We start from the raw sequence: 19,611 nt of genomic DNA on the forward strand, positions 1-19,611 counted from the left end.
GGTTGAAAGCTGCCGCGCGGGCGGCCTCGAAAGAAGCCGCGCACATCGGCAATGGCTTGCCTCGCGTACAATCGAACCGTTTCATCGGGCGTTCGCCTAATCAAAAATGAGCCGCTTTTCTACAAATTCAAGATCGCGATTCGATCCGCGCCGGCCGCAAGCCGTCGCCGACGTGCTCGACCGCACCGATGCCTTTCGCGCGCTGCGTGCGGGCGTCGAGCAGGTGGCTTCGTTGCAGCGCGATCTGAGCGCGCTTTTGCCGGATTATCTGGCGTCGAACGTGGAGCCGGGATTCATCAAGGATGGCGTGCTCGCGCTCTTCGCCGCTCATAATGCGCTCGCGGCGCGCTTGCGGCATCTGGAACCGCGTCTGCTCTCGGATCTTCAGCAGCGCGGCTGGGCCGTCAACGCGCTCAAAATCCGCGTGCGCCCTCAGCCGATGAAGGAACCCGCGCCGCCGAAACAGGCGCGCATGTCGCCGGTGGGCGCGTCGGCGCTGCGCGAGCTGGCCGAGACGCTCGAGCCCTCGCCGCTGCAGGAGGCGCTCGCACGCATGGCGTCGCGCCACCAGGGACGCGCGCAAAAAAAATGAGCGGCGCTTACGCTGCCGCTCATCTCACCGTTCACTGCCCGCCAAATATCAGGCGAAAGCCGTTTGCGTATCGAATCCGAAACCGCGCGGCGCCTTCTGCGTGTCCTCGAACGTGACGATTTCATAAGCGTCTTCGTTCGCGAGCAATTCGCGCAGCAGCATGTTGTTCATCGCGTGGCCGCCCTTGTACGCCTTGTACGACGCCAGCAACGGATGGCCGACCACGTATAGATCGCCGATCGCGTCGAGCATCTTGTGCTTCACGAATTCGTCGTCGTAACGCAGGCCGTCGTTGTTCAGGATGCGGTATTCGTCCAGCACGATCGCGTTGTCCATGCTGCCGCCGCGCGCCAGGCCCAGTTCACGCATCATTTCGACTTCGTGCGCAAAACCGAACGTGCGCGCACGGGCGATTTCACGCACATACGACGTGGTCGCAAAATCCACTTCCAGCGCCTGGCCGGTTTTATCGACGGCCGGATGACGAAAATCGATGGTAAAGCTCAGCTTAAAACCGAAATACGGTTCGAGCCGCGCGAATTTATCGCCTTCGCGTACTTCCACCGGTTTCGTCACCTTGATGAATTTCTTCGCCGCGTTCTGTTCCTCGATACCTGCCGACTGGATCAGAAACACGAAAGAAGCCGCGCTGCCGTCCATGATCGGGATTTCCTCGGCGGTTACATCGACATACAGGTTGTCGATACCGAGGCCCGCGCACGCCGACATCAAGTGCTCGATGGTGGACACGCGCGCGCCGTCCTTCTGCAACACGGACGCGAGACGGGTGTCGCCGATCGCCATTGCCGACGCGGGGATATCGACCGGCTCGGGCAGGTCGATCCGCGAAAACACGACGCCCGTGCCAATGGGCGCGGGACGCAGGGTCAATTCGACCTTGCGGCCGGAATGGAGCCCGATTCCCACGGTTTTGACAACGGTCTTGATTGTTCGCTGCTTCAACATGATGTTCTTTTCCGATTCATATTCCCTATTAAGAGAATTAATCGCGCATTAAATACCAATAGCTCTAATTATACTCCATTCGTCGCGCGCCGTCCTGATCGAGGAGGTATCAACTGTTTCCCTGTGTTACGGGTTAGCCGCGAATTTTTGAAGTAGAACGGGCCGATGCCCGGAATGGAGGCATTTCCGGTCATCGGCCCCAAGTTGCTGCTCACTGCGAGGGCGCCTTGAGCGTTGCGCGCAGGCAACGCGGCGCCGCTGCATTCAGCGCAACGTCGCCAGGATGCTTCGAGCGTCGCTGACTTCGAACTTGCCGGGCGCTTCGACTTTCAGCGTCTTGACCACGCCGTCGTCGACCACCATCGCGTAGCGCTGGGAACGGATTCCCATGCCACGCTCCGACAAATCCTGATCCAGTCCGAGTGCCTGAGTGAAACGCGCACTGCCGTCCGCGATCATCTTCACCTTGCCCGCGGTTTGAAGATCGCGTCCCCACGCGCTCATGACGAACGCGTCGTTGACGGAAACGCACCAGACCTCGTCGATGCCGGCCGCGGACAGATCCGCCGCCGCATCGACGTAGCCGGGCACGTGTCTGGCGGAGCACGTCGGCGTGAACGCGCCCGGCAATCCGAAGATCACCACGCGCTTGCCTGCGCACCGCTCGCGCGCCGGGAACGCATTCGGTCCCACGGCACAGCCTTCAGTGGCCTCATCGATGAACTCGAAGAGACGCACATCGGGCAACGTTTCACCCACTTTGATCATGCTCGGTCCTTCCCTCGTCAGTGCTCGCGGACATCCTCGCGATTGCATCGTCCCGCTGCGTCGCCGAATGCCATTGCGGCGAATTCGGCGTCAATCTGCCTTCCTCGACTTCAGGAACAGATTCGTGGGGGTCGGCTGGCCACGGCCAGGCGTCCATTGCAAATCAGGACGCGGCCTTGGACAGTCGCCCCACTGACGCCTGCATCATCCGCGCCGGATATTCAGCGCGTGCACGCGGTGGGTTGCATCGTCATCACCAACCTTGCAGCAAATAACGTGCGCCGCGCTCAGTCCGCCTGCTTGCGCAGGAACGCCGGGATGTCGTACGTATCGACGCCCTTCTCCTGCAACGCCTGCACGTGCGATGCCGCCGTTTCACGCGTCGAACGCCACACTGCCGGCGTGTCGAGCTGACCGTAATCCGTCGTGCCCTGACCGTGCTGCGTGCCGTACGAATTGTGCGCTGCGTGATGCGCGTGCGCGACCGGCTGATTGTCGGTGCCCGTGCGCAGGAGGGTCATCGGCGCTTGCTGCTGCTTCTTCGCCGCACGGCCCAGGCCCGTTGCCACCACCGTCACACGCAGCGCGTCGCCCATCGCGTCGTCGTACACCGCGCCGAAGATGACCGTTGCGTCGTCAGCCGCGTAGCTTTTGATCGTGTTCATCACTTCGCGCGTTTCCGACAGACGCAGCGAACGGCTCGACGTGATGTTCACCAGCACGCCGCGCGCACCCGACAGATCCACCCCTTCCAGCAGCGGACTTGCGACAGCCTGCTCGGCAGCCAGACGCGCGCGATCGACGCCGGCAACCGTCGCCGTGCCCATCATCGCCTTGCCCTGCTCGCCCATCACGGTCTTCACGTCTTCGAAGTCGACGTTCACGAGGCCATCGACGTTGATGATTTCCGCGATACCGGCAACTGCGTTGTTCAGCACGTCGTCCGCGCACTGGAAGCACTTGTCCATCTCGGCGTCATCGCCCATCACCTCGAACAGCTTGTCGTTGAGCACGACGATCAGCGAGTCGACGTGATCCTCCAGTTGCTGCGAGCCTGCTTCCGCGACGCGCATGCGACGGCCGCCTTCGAACTCGAACGGCTTGCTCACCACCCCGACGGTCAGAATGCCCATTTCCTTCGCGATCTGCGCGACCACCGGTGCTGCGCCCGTGCCCGTGCCGCCGCCCATGCCGGCGGTGATGAACACCATGTGCGCGCCGCGCAGTGCATCGGCGATGCGCTCGCGTGCATCTTCCGCCGCTTCCTTGCCCTTCTCCGGTTTCGCGCCCGCGCCGAGACCGGTCATGCCCAGTTGCAGAACCGCCGGCGCGCGCGAACGGGCGAGCGCCTGCGCGTCGGTGTTCATCACGATGAAGTCCACGCCCTGCACACCGCGGTTGATCATGTGCTGAACCGCGTTGCCGCCAGCGCCACCAACACCCACGACCTTGATGATCGTGCCGTTGGTTTCCGTTTCCAGCATTTCGAAATCCATGTTGCCTCCGTCAAGAATGAAGATCGGCGTTATTCGACGAGAGATCGGGCAACCTTTCGTCGCGCGCCAGCCGCCGGTACCAGCGCGTAATTCTTCGATGCGTTTTGCTTAGAAGTTTCCGAGGAACCAGTCCTTCATCCTCGAAAACACTTGTCCCATCGAACCGTTTTGCACCGCGACCTTCCGGCCGCGCATGCGTTGCGAACGTCCTTCCGCGAGCAGGCCCATCGCTGTCGAGTAGCGCGGATTGCGCACCACGTCCGCGAGACCGCCCGCGTATTCCGGCACGCCGATGCGCACCGGCTTCAAGAAGATGTCTTCGCCGAGCTCGACCATGCCGGGCATCATCGCCGCGCCGCCGGTCAGCACGACGCCGCTCGACAGCAGCTCTTCGTAGCCCGACTCGCGCACGACCTGCTGCACCAGCGAGAACAGCTCTTCGACGCGCGGCTCGACGACCGCCGCCAGCGCCTGGCGCGACAGCGTGCGCGGACCGCGCTCGCCGAGCCCCGGCACTTCGATCATTTCGTCCGGATCGGCGAGCGCCTGCTTCGCGATGCCGTAGCTCACCTTGATGTCTTCCGCGTCCGGTGTTGGCGTGCGCAGCGCCATCGCGACGTCGCTCGTGATCTGATCGCCGGCGATGGGGATCACGGCCGTATGACGGATCGCGCCCTCGCTGAAGATGGCGATATCGGTCGTACCGCCGCCGATATCGACGAGCACGACGCCCAGTTCCTTCTCGTCCTCCGTCAGCACCGCGAGCGACGACGCAAGCGGCTGCAGGATCAGATCGTTCACTTCGAGCCCGCAGCGGCGCACGCACTTCACGATGTTCTGCGCCGCGCTCACCGCGCCCGTCACGATATGCACCTTCACTTCGAGCCGGATGCCGCTCATGCCGATCGGCTCGCGCACGTCTTCCTGGCCGTCGATGATGAATTCCTGCGTCAGGATGTGCAGCACCTGCTGATCGGTCGGGATGTTGATCGCCTTGGCCGTCTCGATCACGCGTGCGACGTCCGCCTGCGTGACTTCCTTGTCCTTGATCGCGACCATGCCGCTCGAATTGAAGCTGCGGATATGGCTGCCCGCGATGCCGGTGAATACGTTTGTGATCTTGCAATCCGCCATCAGTTCGGCTTCTTCGAGCGCGCGCTGGATGGATTGCACCGTGGCCTCGATATTGACCACGACCCCCTTCTTCAACCCCTTCGAGTCGCTCTGACCGAGTCCGATCACCTCGTAGTGGCCTTCGCCCTTCAGTTCGGCGACGATCGCGACCACCTTCGACGTTCCGATGTCGAGGGAAACCAGCAGGTCTTTGTAGTCTTTGCTCATAGCGTGCTCATGCCTGTGATGTCTGCTTACTTCTTGGCCTTGTCGGTGTCGTTGATGAAGCGCATGCCGGCAGCGCGTATCGCGAAGCCGTTCGGGTAACGCAAATCCGCATATTCGATGTCTTTCCCCCATCGTCCCGTCACGGAAGACCACGACGCCACGAAACGCTTGCAGCGCTCGTTCAGCGTGTCCTGATTGCGTTCACGGCCAAGCTCGATCTGCGTGCCGTTCGACAGCTTCACCGTCCACGCGAAACGCGGCGACAGCGTCACTTCGTCGGGTTGCGCGTCGAGCGGCGCGAACCACTTCTGGAAATCGTGATAGCGCGCGACCACTTCCTTCGCCGTGCCCTCGGGGCCGTCGAACGCGGGAAGGTCGTCGTCGAGCTCGCCCTGGTTCGCCGTGAAGAGTTCGCCGTCCACGCTCACCAGTTGATCCGTGCCCCAGGTGCCGAGCGGCTTGTATTCCTCGAGCGTGACCGCGAGCGCATTCGGCCAGACGCGCCGCACGCTCGCATGGCGCACCCACGGCACCTGCTCGAACGCGGCGCGCGCCGCATCGAGATCGACGGTGAAGAAGTTGCCCTTCAGATGACCGACCACGCTCGCGCGAACGACCGGCGAGCTGATGTGCGCCGTGTCTCCGTCGATCTGGATCGCGCGCAGGCGAAACTCAGGACGCTGGATCGCCCAGATACCGGCGGCGCCGAGCAGCGACAGCACGAAGATGGCGTGCAGTGCGCTGCTGGCGAGGTTCATCTGGCGAACGTTGTTCCACATGGTTTCGATTGTTCGTGTCCTGTGTGATCGACCTAGTTCTTCAGCGTGAGCGACAGCACCTTCACGACGAGATCCTTGTAGCTGATGCCCACCGCGCGCGCGGCCTTCGGCGGCAGCGAGTGATCCGTCATGCCGGGCGCCGTGTTCACCTCCAGGAAATACGGGTTGCCGTCCGCATCGAGCATGAAGTCGGCGCGGCCCCAGTCGGTGCAGCCGAGAATCTCGAACGCGCGCTTGGTCAGCTGCTTCATGCGCGCTTCCTCGGCTTCCGTCAGGCCGCACGGAATCAGGTATTGCGTGTCGTCGGCGACGTACTTCGCGTGGTAGTCGTAGAACTCGCCCGCCGGCACGATCTTGATGACTGGCAAGTCAAGGTCGCCCGCGATGCAGCACGTGAACTCGCCGCCGCCCTCGATGCTCTTCTCGACGATCACGATCTTGTCGTACTTCGCGGCTTCCTCGAGCGCGGGCACGAGCGCCTCCGCGCTCTTCACCTTGATGACGGCCACGCTCGAGCCTTCGCTCGCCGGCTTCACGAAGAGCGGAAGCCCGAGCTTCGCGATGGCGTCCTGCGCACGCGCCGCATAGTCTTCGCCGCGGAAGACGGTTTCGAACGGCGGCGTTGGAATGCCGGTCTGCTGCCACACGAGTTTCGTGCGCAGCTTGTCCATGCCGAGCGCCGAACCGAGCACGCCGCTGCCCGTGTAGCGGATGCCGTAGAAATCGAGCGCGCCTTGCAGTTGTCCGTTCTCGCCATAACCGCCATGCAGCGCGATGAACGCGCGCACGAAGCCCTGAGCCTTCAGATCCGAAAGCGGATGCCTGGCGGGATCGAACGGATGCGCGTCGATGCCCGCTTCGCGCAGACCTTCGAGCACGAGGCGCCCGGAATTGAGCGAGACCTCGCGCTCGGCGGAATTTCCACCGAGCAGCACCGCGACTTTGCCGAAGACTTTCGGATCGATTTGATTCACTTGATTACTCGTTACGTCTTTCATTTCAGTTCTGGCCGTTTGCCAGTTTTCCGCACACGCCGCCGATGGAGCCCGCGCCCATCGCGATCACCACATCGCCGCCGCGCGCGATCGTCGTGACCGCGTCAGGCACTTCGTCGATCGTTTCGACGAACACCGGCTCGACCTTGCCCGCGACGCGAATCGCGCGCGCCAGCGCGCGGCCGTCCGCCGCGACGATAGGCGCTTCGCCCGCGGCGTAGACATCGGTGAGCACGAGGGCATCGACGGTCGACAGCACCTTCACGAAGTCCTCGAAGCAATCGCGCGTGCGCGTATAGCGATGCGGCTGGAACGCGAGCACGAGACGCCGGTCGGGAAACGCGCCGCGCGCCGCCGCGATCGTCGCGGCCATTTCCACGGGGTGATGACCGTAGTCGTCGATCAGCGTGTACGCGCCTTCGCCGCTGCTCGCCTTCACTTCGCCGTAACGCTGGAAACGCCGGCCCACGCCGTTGAATTCGGCGAGTGCACGCTGGATATCGGCATCCGCGACTTCAAGTTCAGTCGCAATTGCAATTGCCGCGAGCGCGTTCTGCACGTTGTGCGTGCCCGGCAGGTTCAGCACGATGTCGAGCGACGGCGCGTCTTCGCGCAGTGTCGTGAACTGCATGCGGCCGTCGCGCGCCTCGACATTCACCGCGCGCACCTGCGCTTCCGCGCCGAGGCCGTAGCGGATGATCGGCTTCGAGACGAACGGCAGGATCTCGCGCACGTTCGGATCGTCGACGCACAGCACCGCGATGCCATAGAACGGCAGGCGATGCGTGAACTCGATGAACGCCTGCTTGAGCCGCGCGAAATCGTGGCCGTAGGTGTCCATGTGATCGGCGTCGATGTTCGTGATGACTTCGATCACCGGGAAGAGATTGAGGAACGACGCATCGGATTCATCGGCTTCGGCGACGATGAAATCCCCCGTGCCCAGACGCGCGTTCGCGCCCGCGCTGATCAGGCGCCCGCCGATGACGAACGTGGGATCGAGCCCGCCCGCTGCGAGCACGCTCGCGACGAGCGACGTGGTCGTGGTCTTGCCGTGCGTGCCGGCGATCGCGATGCCCTGCTTCAGGCGCATCAGCTCCGCGAGCATCACCGCGCGCGGCACGATCGGCACGCGGCGATGGCGCGCGGCGAGCACTTCAGGGTTGTCCGGGCGCACGGCTGTCGACACGACGACCGCATTCGCGCCTTCGATGTTCTGCTCGTGATGGCCGATCTCGACGCGCGCGCCGAGCGCCCGCAGCCGCTCCGTGACGGCGTTGTTCGAGAGATCCGAGCCGCTCACGTGATAGCCGAGATTGAGCAGCACCTCGGCGATGCCGCTCATGCCCGCGCCGCCGATCCCGACGAAGTGAATATGCTTGACGATATGTTTCATTTAATGTGCCTCCCGAGCTTGCGCGTCGAAACGCGCGCCGGCCACGTCGGCGCAAACGCTCGCGACCCTTTCGGTCGCGTCCGGTTTGGCGAGTGCGCGAGAGCGCTCGGCCATGTCCGCGAGCGTCGCGCGCGACTGTGCGCGTAACCAGTCGGCGAGCTTTTGCGCCGACAAATCGCGTTGTTGTATCAGTTCAGCCGCGCCGTTCTTCGCGAGGAACGCAGCGTTGGTCGTCTGGTGATCGTCGACGGCGAACGGGAACGGCACGAAGAGCGCAGCCACGCCGACCGCCGCGATTTCCGAGACGGTCATCGCGCCCGAGCGGCAGATGACGAGATCCGCCGATGCGTACGCGCTCGCCATGTCCTCGATGAACGGCACGAGCTGCAAGTCCTCGCCGCGCGCGAGACCCGCCGCCGCGTAGTTCGCTTCAAGTGCTTCGATATGCTTCGCGCCCGCCTGATGCACGATGCGCGGACGTTCATCCGCGTTCAGCAGCGCGAGCGCCTTGGGCACGGTTTCGTTCAATGCGGCCGCACCGAGACTGCCGCCGACGACGAGCACGTTCAGGCGTCCCGAACGCGCGGCGTAGCGTTCTTTGGGTGGCAATGCGCGCGTTAGTTCCGCACGGATCGGATTACCGGTCCATTCGGCATTCGGCAGAGCATTGGGGAACGCGACGAGCACGCGCTTCGCGAGATGCGCGAGCACCTTGTTCGCGAGTCCGGCGATGGAATTTTGTTCGTGCAGCACGAGCGGACAGCCGGCGAGCTTCGTCATGATGCCCGCCGGAAACGTGATGTAGCCGCCCATGCCGAGCACGACGTCCGGCTTCACGCGGCGCAAGGCGCTCAGGCTTTGCGAACACGCGCGCAGCAGATTCACCGGCAACATCAGCTTCGTCTTGATGCCCTTGCCGCGCACGCCGCCGAAGCGCACGCATTCCATCGGAATGCCATGCTTCGGCACGAGCGTCGCTTCCATGCCGCTCGCATTGCCGAGCCACACCACGCGCCAGCCGTGCGCCTGCATCCAGTGCGCGACCGCGAGCCCCGGGAACACGTGGCCCCCGGTGCCGCCTGCCATCACCATCAAGGTTCGCGTAGCTTGCGCGGTCATACTTTTCCTCCGCGCATCAGAACCCGGTTTTCGTAGTCCACACGCAGCAGCACCGCCAGCGCGACGCAATTGAGCAAAATGCCCGAGCCGCCGTAGGAAACGAGCGGCAGCGTGAGACCTTTGGTCGGCAGCAAGCCGAGGTTCACGCCCATGTTGATGAAGGTCTGCGCGCCGAACCAGATGCCCACGCCCTTCGCCATCAGGCCCGCGAACGTGCGATCGAGCGCGAGCGCCTGACGGCCGATCTCGAACGCGCGGCGCACGATCCAGTAGAACAGCAGGATCACGCAGATCACGCCGACGAAACCCAGTTCTTCGCCGATGACCGCGAGAATGAAGTCGGTATGCGCTTCGGGCAGATAGTTGAGCTTCTCGACGCTGCCGCCGAGACCGACGCCGAACCACTCGCCACGTCCGAAGGCGATAAGCGAGTGCGTCAGCTGATAGGCCTTGCCCTGCGCATAGCGGTCGTCCCACGGATTGAGGTACGCGAAGATCCGCTCGCGCCGCCACGGCGATGCCCACACGAGCAGCGTGAACGTGCCGACCGCCGTCGCCACGAGGCCGCCGAACAGCTTGCCGTTGACGCCGCCGAGGAACAGCACGCCCATGGCGATCGCGGCGATCACCATGAACGCGCCCATGTCCGGCTCGAGCAGCAGCAGCGCGCCGACCGCGCCGACCGCGACCGCCATCGGCAGGAAGCCCTTGCCGAAGCTGTGCATGAATTCCTGCTTGCGCACGGTGTAATTCGCGGCGTAGATGGTCACCGCGAGCTTCATGATTTCCGATGGCTGCATGTTCGAGATGCCGAGCGGAATCCAGCGGCGCGCGCCGTTCACGCCTTTGCCGACGTGAGGAATCAGCACGATGACGAGCATCACCAGCGCGACGAGAAAGAGCTTCGGCGCGTACTTTTCCCAGGTCTTGATGGGAATCTTGAACGCGATGGTCGCGCCGACGAGCGCCGTCGTGATCGAGATCAGGTGGCGCACGAGGAAGTGATAGTCGCGGTAGCTCGCGTACTTCGGCGAATCGGGCATTGCGATCGACGCCGAGTACACCATCACGATGCCGAGGCCGAGCAGCGCGATCATCACCCACAAGAGCGAGTAGTCGTAGTCGAGCATGCGCGAGCGCGCGGGACGCACGCCATTCACGGCGCTCGAAATACCGCTCGCCTCTTCACGGCGCGAGCGCACGCCGGAACTCGAACGGCCGCCGAGCGAGTCATGCGGGACCGCGTTGCGCTGGCCAGTCAGTTTCGATCCGAAGCGTTCCGACCAGCTCATAGCATCACTCCCCGCGCTGCTGCAATATCTTCGACCGCGCCGCGAAAGACATCGGCGCGATGTGCGTAGTTCTTGAACATGTCGAGGCTCGCGCACGCGGGCGAGAGCAGCACGGCGTCGCCGGGTTCGGCGATGCGCGCGGCAGCGTTCGTCGCGGCTTCGAGCGTCGCGTGATCTTCGAGCGCGACGCCCGTCGATGCGAGCGTCTCGCGAATGCGCGGTGCGTCGCGGCCGATCAGCATGACCGCGCGCGCCCAGCGCGCGACGGGTGCTTCGAGCGGCGAGAAGTCCTGCCCTTTGCCGTCGCCGCCGGCGATCAGCACGACGCGTTGCGCGAGACCATCGAGCGCGGCGACCGTCGCGCCGACGTTGGTGCCCTTGCTGTCATCGACATAATCGACGCCGTCGATCTGTGCGATCACTTCCACGCGATGCGGCTCGCCGCGATACTCGCGCAAGCCGTGCAGCAACGCGGCCAGCGGCAGGTCGATGGCGCGCGTCAATGCGAGCGCCGCCAGCGCGTTCGCCGCGTTGTGCAGCCCGCGGATGCGCAGTGCATCGACGGGCATCAGCCGCTTCGAGACGACGGTCGGTTCGCTGGCTTCCTGCTTGCGGCGACGCGACGGCGCTTCGTCGCTTGCGTCCTGATCGATGCCAACGACCAGCCACGACATGCCGGTATCGCGCAGCAAGCCGTAATCGCCGACGTGCAGCGGCTCGTTCAGCCCGAAGCTCACGACACGATCCTGCGCGACGTTCGCCGCGAGCTTCATCGTGCGGCTGTCGTCGCGGTTCAGCACGCGCGTGGTGCGCGGACCGAAGATGCGGCCTTTCGCGGCTGCGTAGGCGTCGAGTCCGCCGTGCCAGTCGAGATGATCCTGCGTGATATTCAGCACCGCGGCCGCATCGGGCGCGAAAGTGTGCGCCGTTTCCAGCTGGAAGCTCGACAGTTCGAGCACCCAGACATCGGGCAACGCGGTTTGATCAATGGCTTCGGTGAGCTTGTCGAGCATCGCCGGGCTGATGTTGCCCGCCACCGCGACCGACTTGCCCGCGCGCTCGCACAAAAGGCCCGTGAGCGCCGTCGTCGTGGTCTTGCCGTTCGTGCCGGTGATCGCGATGACCTTCGGCGCGTAGCCGTTCGCGCCCAGTCCGGCGAGCGCCTGCGCGAAGAGCTCCAGCTCGCCCCACACGGGAATGCCGCGCTCCTTCGCGGCCGCGATCAGCGGCGCGAGATCCGGCGCGAGCGGCGAAAGACCCGGGCTGATCGCGACGAGTTCGATGCCGCCGTCGAGCAATGCGGGCGTGAATGCACCGCCGACGAAATCCGCGTCGATCTTGTGAATCGCGAGTTCGGAAAGGTTCGGCGGCGTTTCACGCGTATCGGCGATCCGCAGGCGGCAACCGTGCCTGGCGCACCAGCGCGCCATCGCGAGACCGGATTCACCCAGTCCCAGCACGAGCACCATCGGACTTTGCCGACCGACAAACTTCTCGCCAAACATCGCTTTACCTTTTCCAAGAACCTGAGAAATCGCGAAAACGCAAAAAGATCAACGCAGCTTGAGCGTCGACAATCCGAACAGGCACAGCATCAACGTGATGATCCAGAAGCGCACCACCACTTGCGTCTCCGTCCAGCCGGACAGCTCGTAGTGGTGATGCAGCGGCGCCATCTTGAAGAAGCGCCGGCCTTCGCCGTAACGGCGCTTCGTGAACTTGAACCAGAAGACCTGCAACATCACCGAGAGCGTTTCCGCGACGAAAATCCCGCCCATGATGAAGAGCACGATCTCCTGGCGGACGATCACCGCGATCGTGCCGAGCGCGCCGCCGAGCGCGAGCGCGCCGACATCGCCCATGAAGACTTGCGCGGGGTGCGTGTTGTACCAGAGAAACGCGAGGCCCGCGCCGCCCATTGCGGAACAAAAGATCAAAAGTTCGCCCGCGCCGGGGATGTGCGGAAACAGCAGATACTTCGAGTAGACCGAACTGCCCATCACATACGCGAACGCGCCGAGCGACGCGCCCACGAGCACGACGGGCATGATGACGAGACCGTCGAGGCCATCGGTGAGATTCACGGCATTGCTCGAACCCACGATCACGAAGTACGTCATCGCGATGAAGCCCCACACGCCGAGCGGATAGCTGATCGCCTTGACGAACGGCAGCATCAGATCGGCGCGCGCGGGCAGACCCATCGACAGGCCGCTGCGAACCCACGCCATGAAGAGATCGAACACGCGCGCGTTATTCGCTTCGGACACGGAGAACGCGAGATAAACCGCCGCGAAAATGCCGATGACCGATTGCCAGAAATACTTTTCCCGCGAGGACATGCCGCGCGGGTCCTTGTGCACGACCTTGCGATAGTCGTCGACCCAGCCGATCACGCCATAGCCGAAGGTGACGAGCATCACGATCCACACGAAGCGATTGGTGAGGTCCGCCCACAGCAGCGTCGAAACCGCGATGCCGATGAGAATGAGTACGCCGCCCATCGTCGGCGTGCCGGATTTGACGAGGTGCGTCTGCGGGCCGTCCTTGCGCACGGCCTGACCGACCTTCAGTGCGGTCAGCTTGCGAATGACCCAGGGGCCGCAGACGAGGCCGATCAGAAGCGCCGTCGCCGTGGCGCCCACGGCGCGGAACGTGATGTAGGTGAACACGCGCAGAAAACTGGCGTCATTCTGAAGCCATTGCGCGAGGGCGAGTAGCATGCGGGTCCTTCTCTTTCGGTAAGTCAGTGTGCGGCGGGCTTATCGCCCGCAGCGGGTTGCTGGGATATCGTCAACGCGTCGACGACGCGCTCCATCTTCATGAAGCGCGAGCCTTTCGCGAGATACGTTGCCTTGCTGCCGTAAGCGGCGCTTTGAAGCGCGGCGATCAATCCTTCGGCATCGTCGAAATGCGCGCCGGTCTGCTTCGATGCTTTGGCGTTGAATGCGTTCACCGAATCGCGGCTCGCGGCGCCGAGCGCAAAAAGCGCATCGATGCCGCGCTCGGCCGCATACGCGCCGACTTCGCGATGAAATGCCGGGCCTTCCTCGCCGACTTCGCCCATGTCGCCCATCACGAGGACGCGCGGTTGAGCTTGCGACGCGAGCACGTCGATGGCCGCGCGCATCGAATCGGGATTCGAGTTGTAGGTGTCGTCGATGACGGTCGCGCCGTTCAGCGCGCCGAGAATCGCGCGCTTCACCTGCAAGCGGCCCTTTACGGGCTGAAATGCTTCGAGGCCGCGCTTGATCGCATCGAGCGACACGCCCGCTGCCAGCGCGGCGGCGGTCGCGGCCAATGCGTTGCGCGCGTTGTGCTCGCCGAGCACGTTCAGCGCGACGTCGAGCGCGCCTTGCGGCGTGTGCATGCGTACCGTCGTGCCTTCGAGCGTGCCCGTGACGGCAGCCTTCGCCGCGTCGTCCGTGAGCGCGAAGTCGATGATCGCGTTGTCCGTCGCGGCGGTGCGCCAGAAGACGGCGTATTGATCGTCGGCGGGGAACACGGCCGTGCCCGTTTCACCGAGCGCGTGAATCACCGAAGCGTGTTCGAGCGCGACGGCTTCCACCGTTGCCATGAATTCCTGATGCTCGCGCTGCGCGTTGTTCACGACGGCGACATCCGGCGCGGCGATCTTGCCGAGCACTTCCGTTTCGCCCGGATGATTCATGCCGAGCTCGACGACCGCGAGCTTGTGCGTGTCGCTCAGACGGAACAGCGTGAGCGGCAAGCCGATGTCGTTGTTGAAGTTGCCAGCGGTTGCGAGCCGCGCTTCTTCGCCGACCGCAGCCGCGAAGATCGACGCAATCATCTCCTTGACCGTGGTCTTGCCGTTGCTGCCCGTCACCGCGACGAGCGGCATCGTGAAGCGCTTGCGCCAGCCGTGCGCCAGCGCACCGAGCGCGGCGCGCGTGTCCTTTACCTTGATGAAAGGAAGTGGCCAGGCATCGGCATTGCTCGGGTCGCGAGACACGAGCGCGGCAGCCGCGCCGCTCTTCGCAACCTGATCGAGGAAATCATGCGCATCGAAGCGATCGCCCTTCACCGCGACGAACAGATCGCCGGCCTGAATGCCGCGGCTGTCCGTCACGACACGGCGGATCGTGATGTTGTCATCGCCGTCGATGGTCGCGCCGGGAATCATATCGGCGGCTTCGCGCAGGGTGAAGATCGTCATTCGCCACCTCCGCGCTGTTGCGTGGCGCGTGCGGCAAGCGCGAGGCGCGCGTGATCCTGATCCGAGAATGCGCGTTTCTTGCCCATGATTTCCTGCGTGGCTTCGTGTCCCTTTCCTGCGAGCACGACGACATCCTCACGCGCCGCCGAGCGGATCGCTTGCAGAATGGCGCTCGCGCGGTCTTCGATGCGGCGCGCTTTCGCGGCGTCCTTCATGCCCGCCGCGATCTGGTCGATGATGGTCTGCGGATCTTCGCTGCGCGGATTGTCGCTCGTGATGACGACCTGATCCGCGAGACGCTCGGCGATCTCGCCCATCAGCGGACGCTTGGTCGCGTCGCGGTCGCCGCCGCAGCCGAACATGCAGACGAGCTCGCCGCCGCGCGCCTGCGCGATCGGGCGCAACGCGGCGAGCGTCTTGTCGAGCGCGTCGGGGGTGTGCGCGTAGTCGATCACGACGAGCGGCTCGTCGCTCTGAATGCGCCCGCCGAGACGCTCCATGCGGCCGTTCACCGATTCGAGCTTCTCGATGCGTGCGATCGCGGCATCGAACGGCACGCCGACTTCGAGCAGCACGCCGAGCACGGAAAGCAGATTGCTCACGTTGAACGCGCCGAGCGTGGCGACTTCGACATCGGCTTCGCCCCAATCCGACGAAAGATGAAACGCCGTGCCCGTGGCCGTTGCGCGGACTTGCGTCGCGAGCAGCATCGCGTCGGCGCCCGGCGCGGCATCGGCGGGCATGTCGACGCCGTAGGCAATCGTGCGCACCTTGCCGCGCAACGCTTCGATCAGGCGCTGGCCCGCCGCGTCGTCGCGATTGACGATCGCCGTCTTGAGCGACGGCCATGCGAAAAGACGCACCTTCGCCGCTTCGTATGCCTCGAAGGTGCCGTGGTAATCGAGATGATCCTGCGTGAGATTCGTGAAGATGGCGATATCGAAATCGACGCCGTTCACGCGCCCCTGATGCAGCGCGTGCGACGACACTTCCATCGCGACGCCTTCCGCGCCCTGCGCCTTCAGTTGCGCGAGATTGCGCTGAAGCTGCGGTGCGTCGGGCGTGGTGAAGCCGCTATGCACGAGCTTGCCCGGCATGCCGATGCCGAGCGTGCCGACGATCGCGCACGGACGGCCGAGCGCGGTCAGTGCAGCGGCGATCCACTGGCTGCACGAGGTCTTGCCGTTTGTGCCCGTCACGCCGACGGTGAGCATCGATGCGGTCGGCTCGCCGTACCATGCGGACGCGATCGGACCGGCGAGCTCGTTGAGCGCCTTCACGGCGAGCGCCTTCGATGCATCCGGCTTGCCCGCGAAGCCCTCCGGCTGATACAGCGCGGCAGCCGCGCCCGCGGCGAGCGCGGAGTCGAGATACGGACGGTTGTCCGCGCCTTCGACCGCATAGGCGAGAAACACGTCGCCGCTTTTCAGCGCGCGCGTGTCGGCGTGCAACTGCGCCTCGGGTTGCGCGTGCGCGCGCAACCATTGAACGGCATGTGATACGTCCTTTTGCATCTTGCTCTGTCGGGCTTGCGCGCTCATCGCACGACTCCCGGGTGCGTCTTCGTATTGCTCGACACCGCGACTTTCTTCGCGGTGTTCGCGTTGTTGGTGTTCGCCGGCTGCTGCGCGGCTGGTTGTGCTGCGGAGTTCGACTCGTCGGTGACGACCATCTGCTTCACCGGCATGTCGGGCGGAACGTTCAGCGCGCGCAGCGTATCGCCGACGATGCCCGAAAACACCGGACCCGAAACCTGGCCGCCGAAGTGGCTGCCGACCGTCGGCTCATCGACCGACACCGCCACAACGATGCGTGGATTCGGCATCGGCGCCATGCCGACGAACGATGCGCGGTACTTCGAATGGTCGTAGCCGCGGCCCGCATGCTTGTACGCCGTCCCCGATTTGCCGCCGACACGATAGCCCGGCACCGCCGCATCCGGCGACGTGCCGCCCTTCGCCGTCACGGTTTCGAGCATCGCGCGCACTTCACGCGCGGTGGTCGGCGAGAACACTTGCTGACCGACAGGCGGCTGGTCGCCCGGCGTGCGGAAAATCGAAACAGGCATGACCTGGCCGTCGTGCGCGATCGCGGTATAAGCGCGCGCCAACTGGAACAACGACGCCGACAGACCGTAGCCGTAGGACATCGTCGCCTGCTCGATCCGCCGCCAGCTCTTCCACGGCCGCAGACGCCCGGTCACCGCGCCCGGAAAACCGACTTTTGGTGCCTGACCGAGGCCGAGGCTCGTGTACATGTTCCACATTTCCTCGGCACGCAATTGCATCGCAATTTTGGTCGCGCCGATATTGCTCGACTTCTGAATCACGCCGCCGACGGTGAGCGTCCCGAAACCGGCATCGTCCGTGATCCGCGCGCCGTCGAGTACGAAAACGCCGCCGCCCGTTTCCACGAGCGTATTCGGCGTCACGCGATGCAGATCGAGCGCGAGCGAAACGGTGAACGGCTTCATGATCGAGCCCGGCTCGAATGTGTCCGTAAGGATGCGGTTGCGCAACTGCTCGCCGGTCATGCGCGAGCGGTCGTTCGGGTTGTACGTGGGATAGTTGACGAGCGCGAGCACCTCGCCCGTCTTCGTGTCGATCACGATCGCCGCGCCGGCCTTCGCCTTCGACTTCTCGACGGCGGCCTTCAGGTTCGTGTACGCGATGTACTGAATCTTGCTGTCGATCGAAAGTTCGACGTCCGCGCCATTGTGCGGCACGACCTGCTCGTCGACGTCCTCGACGATGTGGCCCATGCGGTCCTTGATGACGCGGCGCATGCCCGGCGTGCCGGCGAGGACGTTCTGGTCGCCGAGCTCGACGCCTTCCTGTCCCTTGTCTTCAATATTAGTAAAGCCGATCAGGTGCGCGGTGATTTCGCCTTCCGGATAAAAGCGCTTATATTCGCCGCGCGAATAAATGCCGGGGATGTCCAGCGCGGCGACCTTCTGCGCGACTTCGAGCGGCACCTGACGCTTCACGTAGACGAAGGTCTTGTCCATCGAAAGCTTCGCGCGCAGCTCTTTTTCCGGCATTTCGAGCAGCTTCGACAATTGCGCGAACTTGTCCGCGCCGAGATCGTTCGGCACGGCTTCGGGAATGGCCCAGATGGCTTTCACGGGCAGGCTGGTGGCGAGCACGAGGCCGTTGCGGTCGCGGATCTGGCCGCGCGTCGCCGGCAATTCGAGCGTGCGCTGATAGCGGCTCTCACCCTGTTTCTTGAAGAACGCGTTGCCCGGGCCCTGAATCCAGAACGCGCGCGCTGCGAGCGCAACGAACGCCATGAAGAGCAGGAACACGACGAACTTCGAGCGCCACATCGGCAGGCGCACGGCGAGGAGCGGGTTCGGCGTGTGAGCGACGTCTTTCTGCTTCGCGGACTTTTTCATCGCTTGGCTCCGCGTGCAGGCGGCGCCGACGCCGGCAGCGGCGGCGGCATGGGTGCGTCGGCGGCCTTGTTGGTCGCCGTGTCGTAGGTGAGATATTGCGTGCGGCCGGTCGTCACGGGCTGCATTTTCAGTGAGCTGGTGGCCAACTGCTCGATGCGCGATGTCTTCGACAGCGCGCTCTGCTGGTATTGCAGCTGCGCATAATCCTGCTGGAGCTGACGCTCCTGCGACTGCGCCCGCTGCAGATCGATGAAGATTTCCCGCTGCTGATTCGTGGAGCTGACGACCGACAACGCGCACCCGAGCACGATGATCAGCAGGAAGATATTGAGACGGTTCATGGCGCGATCCGCTCGGCGATACGCATCACCGCGGACCGGGCGCGCGGGTTGTCGGCGACTTCGGCATCACTCGGAAACACGCGGCCGACCACGCGCAACGGCGGGCTGGGAAGATCGACCGCGCGGATCGGCAAACGACGGTCCACCGCCGGCGCGCTCGCGTGCGCCTGCATGAACCGCTTGACGATCCGGTCTTCGAGTGAATGAAAGCTGATCACGACCAGCCGCCCCCCTTGCTCCAACAATGCCAATGCCGATTCGAGTACTACCTGCAGCTCCGCAAGCTCTTGATTGACGTGAATCCGTATAGCCTGAAAGGTGCGAGTTGCCGGGTCCTTGCCCTTTTCACGGGTTTTGACGACGTTACCCACGATTTCGGCAAGCTCGCCCGTGCTGTCGAGAGGCCCAAGACGGTCGGACTCTGCCCTGCGAGCAACAAGCGCCTTTGCAATCTGAAAAGCAAACCGTTCTTCCCCATAATCTCTGATGACCTCCGTGATTTCCTGCACCGTGGCTCGCGCGAGCCACTCAGCCGCCGACTCGCCGCGAGTCGGGTCCATCCTCATGTCGAGCGGACCTTGCGCGCGGAAGCTGAAGCCGCGCTCCGGGTCGTCCACCTGCGGCGACGACACGCCAAGGTCGAGCAATACGCCCGACACCCGCCCCACCCCACGCTCGCTCGCCGCATCGCGCAAAGCCGCGAAGCTGTCGTGCACGATCGAAAAGCGCGAGTCCTGAATCTGTTGCGCCGTGGCGATGGCGAGAGGATCCTTGTCGAAGGCGATGAGCCGCCCGGCATCCCCCAGCCGCTGCAAAATTGCCCGGCTATGACCGCCGCGTCCGAACGTGCCATCTATATAGATGCCGTCCGCGCGCGTGATCAGTGCGTCTACTGCTTCTTTCAGCAGCACCGTGCGGTGCTGCAGTTCATTTCCCGGCTTCGCCATGTTCTTCA

General features: G+C 64.2%; 17 protein-coding genes. 1 reads left to right on the forward strand and 16 read right to left on the reverse strand.

Features of this window, described 5'->3' with window-relative positions:
* The first annotated feature begins 106 nt into the window (after positions 1-106).
* Positions 107-592, forward strand: a complete 486-nt coding sequence (locus AC1Z32_RS25965) for a DciA family protein (RefSeq protein ID WP_483481590.1) — start codon at positions 107-109, stop codon at positions 590-592.
* Positions 593-640: 48 nt separating this feature from the next.
* On the opposite strand, the gene lpxC is transcribed toward AC1Z32_RS25965, so the two are convergent.
* From lpxC to rsmH, 16 genes are all read right to left on the reverse strand, one after another.
* Positions 641-1,558: a UDP-3-O-acyl-N-acetylglucosamine deacetylase gene (gene lpxC, locus AC1Z32_RS25970; RefSeq protein ID WP_483481591.1), complete on the reverse strand. Its 918-nt coding sequence runs from the start codon at positions 1,556-1,558 to the stop codon at positions 641-643.
* A 264-nt stretch (positions 1,559-1,822) separates the two neighbouring features.
* Positions 1,823-2,326, reverse strand: coding sequence for a redoxin family protein (locus AC1Z32_RS25975; RefSeq protein ID WP_483481592.1), 504 nt, complete (start codon positions 2,324-2,326; stop codon positions 1,823-1,825).
* Between the two features lie 287 nt (positions 2,327-2,613).
* Positions 2,614-3,822, reverse strand: a complete 1,209-nt coding sequence (gene ftsZ, locus AC1Z32_RS25980; protein WP_483481593.1) for a cell division protein FtsZ — start codon at positions 3,820-3,822, stop codon at positions 2,614-2,616.
* 108 nt (positions 3,823-3,930) lie between these two features.
* Positions 3,931-5,163 carry a cell division protein FtsA gene (gene ftsA / locus AC1Z32_RS25985; RefSeq protein WP_008342980.1) on the reverse strand — a complete coding sequence of 411 codons (1,233 nt, stop codon included), beginning with the start codon at positions 5,161-5,163 and terminating at the stop codon, positions 3,931-3,933.
* Between the two features lie 26 nt (positions 5,164-5,189).
* On the reverse strand, positions 5,190-5,942 hold the full coding sequence (locus tag AC1Z32_RS25990) for a cell division protein FtsQ/DivIB (RefSeq protein WP_483481594.1): 753 nt from the start codon (positions 5,940-5,942) through the stop codon (positions 5,190-5,192).
* 32 nt (positions 5,943-5,974) lie between these two features.
* Positions 5,975-6,916, reverse strand: coding sequence for a D-alanine--D-alanine ligase (locus AC1Z32_RS25995; protein WP_483481595.1), 942 nt, complete (start codon positions 6,914-6,916; stop codon positions 5,975-5,977).
* 25 nt (positions 6,917-6,941) lie between these two features.
* On the reverse strand, positions 6,942-8,333 hold the full coding sequence (gene murC / locus AC1Z32_RS26000) for a UDP-N-acetylmuramate--L-alanine ligase (RefSeq protein WP_483481596.1): 1,392 nt from the start codon (positions 8,331-8,333) through the stop codon (positions 6,942-6,944).
* Positions 8,334-9,452: an undecaprenyldiphospho-muramoylpentapeptide beta-N-acetylglucosaminyltransferase gene (murG, locus tag AC1Z32_RS26005; protein WP_483481597.1), complete on the reverse strand. Its 1,119-nt coding sequence runs from the start codon at positions 9,450-9,452 to the stop codon at positions 8,334-8,336.
* Complete coding sequence (ftsW, locus tag AC1Z32_RS26010) at positions 9,449-10,744, reverse strand: putative lipid II flippase FtsW (protein ID WP_483481598.1); 1,296 nt, start codon at positions 10,742-10,744, stop codon at positions 9,449-9,451. Before ftsW ends, murG begins: the two co-directional genes overlap by 4 nt.
* Positions 10,741-12,249 carry a UDP-N-acetylmuramoyl-L-alanine--D-glutamate ligase gene (gene murD / locus AC1Z32_RS26015; RefSeq protein ID WP_483481599.1) on the reverse strand — a complete coding sequence of 503 codons (1,509 nt, stop codon included), beginning with the start codon at positions 12,247-12,249 and terminating at the stop codon, positions 10,741-10,743. Before murD ends, ftsW begins: the two co-directional genes overlap by 4 nt.
* A gap of 48 nt (positions 12,250-12,297) precedes the next feature.
* Positions 12,298-13,467, reverse strand: a complete 1,170-nt coding sequence (gene mraY, locus AC1Z32_RS26020) for a phospho-N-acetylmuramoyl-pentapeptide-transferase (protein ID WP_062610495.1) — start codon at positions 13,465-13,467, stop codon at positions 12,298-12,300.
* Positions 13,468-13,490: 23 nt separating this feature from the next.
* Complete coding sequence (locus AC1Z32_RS26025) at positions 13,491-14,921, reverse strand: UDP-N-acetylmuramoyl-tripeptide--D-alanyl-D-alanine ligase (RefSeq protein WP_483481600.1); 1,431 nt, start codon at positions 14,919-14,921, stop codon at positions 13,491-13,493.
* Positions 14,918-16,462, reverse strand: a complete 1,545-nt coding sequence (locus AC1Z32_RS26030; protein ID WP_483481601.1) for a UDP-N-acetylmuramoyl-L-alanyl-D-glutamate--2,6-diaminopimelate ligase — start codon at positions 16,460-16,462, stop codon at positions 14,918-14,920. Before AC1Z32_RS26030 ends, AC1Z32_RS26025 begins: the two co-directional genes overlap by 4 nt.
* Positions 16,459-18,315 carry a peptidoglycan D,D-transpeptidase FtsI family protein gene (locus AC1Z32_RS26035; RefSeq protein ID WP_483481602.1) on the reverse strand — a complete coding sequence of 619 codons (1,857 nt, stop codon included), beginning with the start codon at positions 18,313-18,315 and terminating at the stop codon, positions 16,459-16,461. Before AC1Z32_RS26035 ends, AC1Z32_RS26030 begins: the two co-directional genes overlap by 4 nt.
* A complete protein-coding gene (gene ftsL, locus AC1Z32_RS26040; RefSeq protein ID WP_483481603.1) occupies positions 18,312-18,656 on the reverse strand; it encodes a cell division protein FtsL in 345 nt (114 codons plus the stop codon). Before ftsL ends, AC1Z32_RS26035 begins: the two co-directional genes overlap by 4 nt.
* Positions 18,653-19,603, reverse strand: coding sequence for a 16S rRNA (cytosine(1402)-N(4))-methyltransferase RsmH (rsmH, locus tag AC1Z32_RS26045; RefSeq protein ID WP_483481604.1), 951 nt, complete (start codon positions 19,601-19,603; stop codon positions 18,653-18,655). The genes ftsL and rsmH overlap by 4 nt, the downstream gene beginning before the upstream one ends.
* Positions 19,604-19,611: the final 8 nt, after the last annotated feature.

Source organism: Caballeronia sp. 11_S32 (genome assembly GCF_056930355.1).